This window comes from Sphingobium sp. CCH11-B1, assembly GCF_001556865.1.
In the GTDB taxonomy this organism is placed as follows: domain Bacteria; phylum Pseudomonadota; class Alphaproteobacteria; order Sphingomonadales; family Sphingomonadaceae; genus Sphingobium.
This window is the reverse complement of the sequence record NZ_LSJY01000073.1, coordinates 1-4,007: the sequence shown is the minus strand read 5'-3', so window position 1 is coordinate 4,007 and position 4,007 is coordinate 1. Positions and strand designations below refer to the sequence as shown.

Annotated in this window: 4 protein-coding genes and 1 pseudogene; 2 read left to right on the top strand and 3 right to left on the bottom strand. The window is 64.4% G+C overall.

Translation table 11 applies throughout. The annotated features are described in order from the left end of the window. Window positions 1-44: 44 nt before the first annotated feature. Entirely contained in the window at window positions 45-1,286 is a 1,242-nt protein-coding gene (locus AX724_RS07815; protein ID WP_082733438.1) for a L,D-transpeptidase family protein, read from the top strand. Between the two features lie 64 nt (window positions 1,287-1,350). On the opposite strand, the gene AX724_RS07810 is transcribed toward AX724_RS07815, so the two are convergent. The 3 genes from AX724_RS07810 to AX724_RS07800 all read right to left on the bottom strand — a co-directional run bounded on the left by AX724_RS07810 (window position 1,351) and on the right by AX724_RS07800 (window position 2,606). Next, window positions 1,351-1,902, bottom strand: coding sequence for a hypothetical protein (locus AX724_RS07810; protein ID WP_007406600.1), 552 nt, complete (start codon window positions 1,900-1,902; stop codon window positions 1,351-1,353). Window positions 1,903-2,031: 129 nt separating this feature from the next. Next, window positions 2,032-2,376 (bottom strand): type II toxin-antitoxin system RelE/ParE family toxin, encoded by a 345-nt coding sequence (locus tag AX724_RS07805; protein WP_007406611.1) that lies wholly within the window; start codon window positions 2,374-2,376, stop codon window positions 2,032-2,034. Continuing rightward, window positions 2,373-2,606: a type II toxin-antitoxin system ParD family antitoxin gene (locus AX724_RS07800; protein WP_037569801.1), complete on the bottom strand. Its 234-nt coding sequence runs from the start codon at window positions 2,604-2,606 to the stop codon at window positions 2,373-2,375. Before AX724_RS07800 ends, AX724_RS07805 begins: the two co-directional genes overlap by 4 nt. Before the next feature lie 470 nt (window positions 2,607-3,076). On the opposite strand from AX724_RS07800, the pseudogene AX724_RS07795 reads away from it, so the two are divergent. Beyond that, window positions 3,077-3,961, top strand: a pseudogene (locus AX724_RS07795) (ATPase domain-containing protein); the annotation flags it as partial. Window positions 3,962-4,007 lie beyond the last annotated feature (46 nt).

The following is a 4,007-nucleotide window of genomic DNA, read 5'->3' as shown; positions in this document are numbered from 1 at the left end:
TTTTTGCACGCCGATCACCCCACGAAGGGGGTGCCTATTGCACGCTGATCCTCAGATCGGGCACAGCGGGTCGCGACGCGGCGTTGACGAAGGCCGCGCTCGCATATGCGGGCACGTTGGCTCGCGGGGCGGCCGATCCGACAAAGCTCTTCGACATCTACACCGTCCCACGCCCGCAAGTTGATCTTCGGGCGGGTCTTGCGCGCGCGATGCAGGAAGGAAAGCTGGACGAGTGGCTGGAGAGCTTGGCGCCGGGGGACGAGAATTACCGCAGGCTGTCGCAGGCCTATGTTGCGCTTCGAAAGTCGAGCAACGCGCCTCCCACGCCGATACCGGACGCGGGCAAGCCCATCGAACCGGGCAAGAGCGATCCGCGCATACCGGCTATCGCCGCGCAGCTCGTAGCCTTCGATTATCTCGACAAGGCCGCCGCCGGCGCTGTCTATACGCCGCCGATGGTGGCTGCGGTCAAGCGGATGCAGGCTGACTATGGCATCGATCCCGATGGGATGATCGGAACCGATGCGCTGGAGATCCTGAATCTCTCGGACGCGGACCGAGCGCGTGCGATCGCAGTCAACATGGAGCGGCTGCGGTGGCTCGAGAGAAACCCGCCGGCGACCCGCATCGATGTCAATCTCGCCGCCGCCCGATTGGCCTACTGGCGCGACGGCAAGCTCGTCGACACGCGCAAAGTGGTTGTCGGCGAACCGGAGACCGCGACCCCGCAGCTTGGATCGCCGATCCTGCGGCTGGTTGCGAACCCCACCTGGACCGTGCCGCGCTCGATCCAGCGCAAGGAGCTCGCCGGCAAGGGCGCCGGCTATCTCCGTCGCAACAACATGGTGTGGAAGGATGGCTGGATCGTCCAGCAGCCGGGTCCGAAGAACGCGCTTGGGCTTGTGAAATTCGACATGCAGAACGAGCAGTCCATCTATCTGCATGACACGCCCGCCAAGGCGCTGTTCTCCGAAGTGCAGCGGCAGCGCAGCCATGGCTGCGTGCGCGTCGAGGACGCTCTTGGCTTCGCCGAGATGCTCGCACGCGATCAGGGCGTTGATGCCGAATGGCACCGGGCCCGCGCCACGGGCAAGGAGAGCTACGTCGCGCTGCCGCAACCCGTACCGGTCCGCATGCTCTACCAGACGGTGCTCTTCGACGATTCAGGCGAGCCGGTGGTGCGCTCCGATCCCTATGGATGGAATGATCGCGTGGCGAGCGCGCTCGGCTTCCCGGCAAGCACGGGCCTTCGGGTGAAGACACGTGCGGCTGACGTCGGGCCCTGACGGCGATTGTGGCTGCTTGTCCAAGGGCTTCAGGCAGCCGCCGGATAGTCTTTCGCCAAGCTCATTACCGCGGATGAAGCGCGCGCCGCACCTCGTCGGTGACCGTGTAGACAGCCTGGCGCTGGGCACCGCGGTTGTGATGGTCGACGCGGTAGCCCTGATAGTGCCGCCGCACGAAGCCGGCCCTGACGAGTTCCGAAACCGCTCGGCTCACGTTCGTGCGCCCGGAGAGACGGATTCGCTTCTGAACCTCCGCGGCGATCAGCTGTTCGGCGGCGGCTATGTCGGATGGAAGCTCATTGCGCTGCTCGAGCTCCGATCGAACTTTCCTTGCGATCGCAAGACGGCGGGGATCCCGCCGGGCGACCGGAGCGAGGGCATCGCAGAGCCAGTCCCGCACCGGCACCTGGCGGTCCCCGTCACGGACGTAGGGGCCGGCCGAGCCGCTTTGTGTGCTCGCCTGCGCGATCAGATTGAGCACCATGAAGCTATAGCGTGGGCGTTCGCAAACCGCCGTCAGGCGATCGAGAAGAGCCGGCAGGTCCAGCGCGGGTGCGTCCTGCGATGCTGATCGATCCGCATCGGTGGCGGCGGCGAAGAAGTCCGGCTGGAACATGAGAACGAATCAAGCACATCTTGATTCCCATGTGAATCCCCCTTCTTGCGGTAGGTCGGACTTTCCGAGGTTTCGCGCATCGAGTTTCGCGACTGCGGAGTCTTCAGAAAGCGCCTGGCGTGCTCGACCTCAGCGCGATGTGCGGTCATCGCCTTCGGGATCGTCAAGCCAGGCCGGGATGTCGCGGTGCGCGTCGAGCACGCGCCAGACATCGATGTGATCGTCCCGCTCAACGTAGAAGACGAGCCACGGAAAGCGGGCGAGCCGGCGATGTCGCAGACCGGGCAGGGCCAGTTCATGTGCGTAGCGCGGGGAACCGATCCCGGGTTGCTCGCCTATCATGCGGTAAGCTGCTTCGAGCGTATTCACGAAGCGAAGCGCGATCTCCGGCCCGGCCTCGCGCGCATAATGGTCAATAGCGTTTTCGACGTCGCGATGAGCCTGTTCGCGCGGAACGACCCGCTTGGCGGTCATGCCGTGCGGCGAGCCCGCGCGCGCAGCCCCTCGAAATACGGGTCGTCCGCTGGATCGCCCGGGGCAGATTCGGCACCGTCGAGCAGCAGCCGGCGCAACCGCTGGCGATCCTGGTCCTTGCGGATGAGTTCGCGGACATACTCGCTGCTTGTGCCGTAGCCGCGGCCCGCGACCTGCTCGTCCACGAATGCCTTGAGGGTGTCGGGCAGCGAGATGTTCATCGTGCTCATGGCGTTCTAGATACGCAGTTTGGCAAAATTTGGCAAGGTGAGCCGCCCGTCGTGCGTCTTCTGACGACTAGATCCGACAATTTCCCGATGCGAGAAGCCCGGGGATGAACAGCTGTGGCACTTTACCGGCGGGGTAAAGTGCCACGAGCGGTTGTCTTCGCGGCGAGAAACTGTGGGGGAGGTGATCGGCGCAGTGGGGAACAGGCGGGCGGGTAACGCTCGCCAGGCTCCTCGAGCAGGGTAGCGGCTGACCGGCACCTGCATGATTGACTGATCTAGCTCAGCGACGAATACATGTTTTATCCGGCACCCTTTCTGGCGGGGCGCCGTGGGGCAGCAATCCAGGCTTTGCTGGGTGCTTTGTCGGCATGTCCGACGAGGGTTGCTCCATCCCCGCGATACATCGTCAGGCGGCGCGGGTCGCGCAGAACGGTCGGGGGAACCCATGCTCGAAGGGGGCAAGTTGTACGATGAATAGCGAAGAACCTGCTGGAACGGGAGTGCCGGGCCTTGATGACATCCTCGGTGGAGGGTTGAGCCGCGGCAGAGTCTTTCTCCTCGAGGGCCTGCCGGGAACGGGCAAGACCACGGTCGCGATGCAGTTCCTGCTCGAAGGGGCCCGGAACGGAGAGAAGGTGCTGTATCTGACGCTCTCCGAAAGCGAGGAAGAGCTGCGCGCCGCCGCCGCAGCGCACGGGTGGGCGCTCGACGGCGTCGAGATCGTCGAGTTGATCTCCCCCGATAGCCTCGTTGACGAGAAGCAGCAGCAGAGCTTGCTCTACTCGTCGGACCTCGAGCTGGTGGAGACGACCCGGAGAATATTCGAAGCCTTCACGCGATCGAAGCCCGACCGGCTGGTCCTCGACAGCCTCTCGGAAATCAGACTGCTGTCGCAGAGCTCGCTTCGCTACCGGCGACAGGTCCTCGCGTTGAAGCACTATTTCGCGGGCCAGGGTACGATCGTGCTGATGCTCGACGACATGACGACGGAGACCGAAGACAAGACCGTTCACAGCGTCGCGCATGGTGTGGTCTGCCTGGAGGAGCTCGCAAGAGAATACGGTCCGGAGCGCCGGCGGATCAGGGTCGCCAAATATCGCGGGCGAGGCTTTCGCGGCGGCTATCACGACTTCGTCATCGAACGAGGCGGCGCCCGCGTATTTCCGCGCCTGATCTCGGCCGAGCACCGGTCCAGCTTCGAGCGCGACAAGGTCACGACCGAGATCGCCGAACTGGACGCGCTGACGGGGGGTGGTCTGGAGCGTGGATCGAGCGTGCTGATCCTGGGCCCTGCAGGAACGGGGAAGTCTCTGCTCGTGCTGACGTTCGTCGCTGCGGCCGTGAAGAAAGGAGATGGCATGAATGATTTGTGATCGGCCTTGGTGCTCGGCGTCGTGGCGT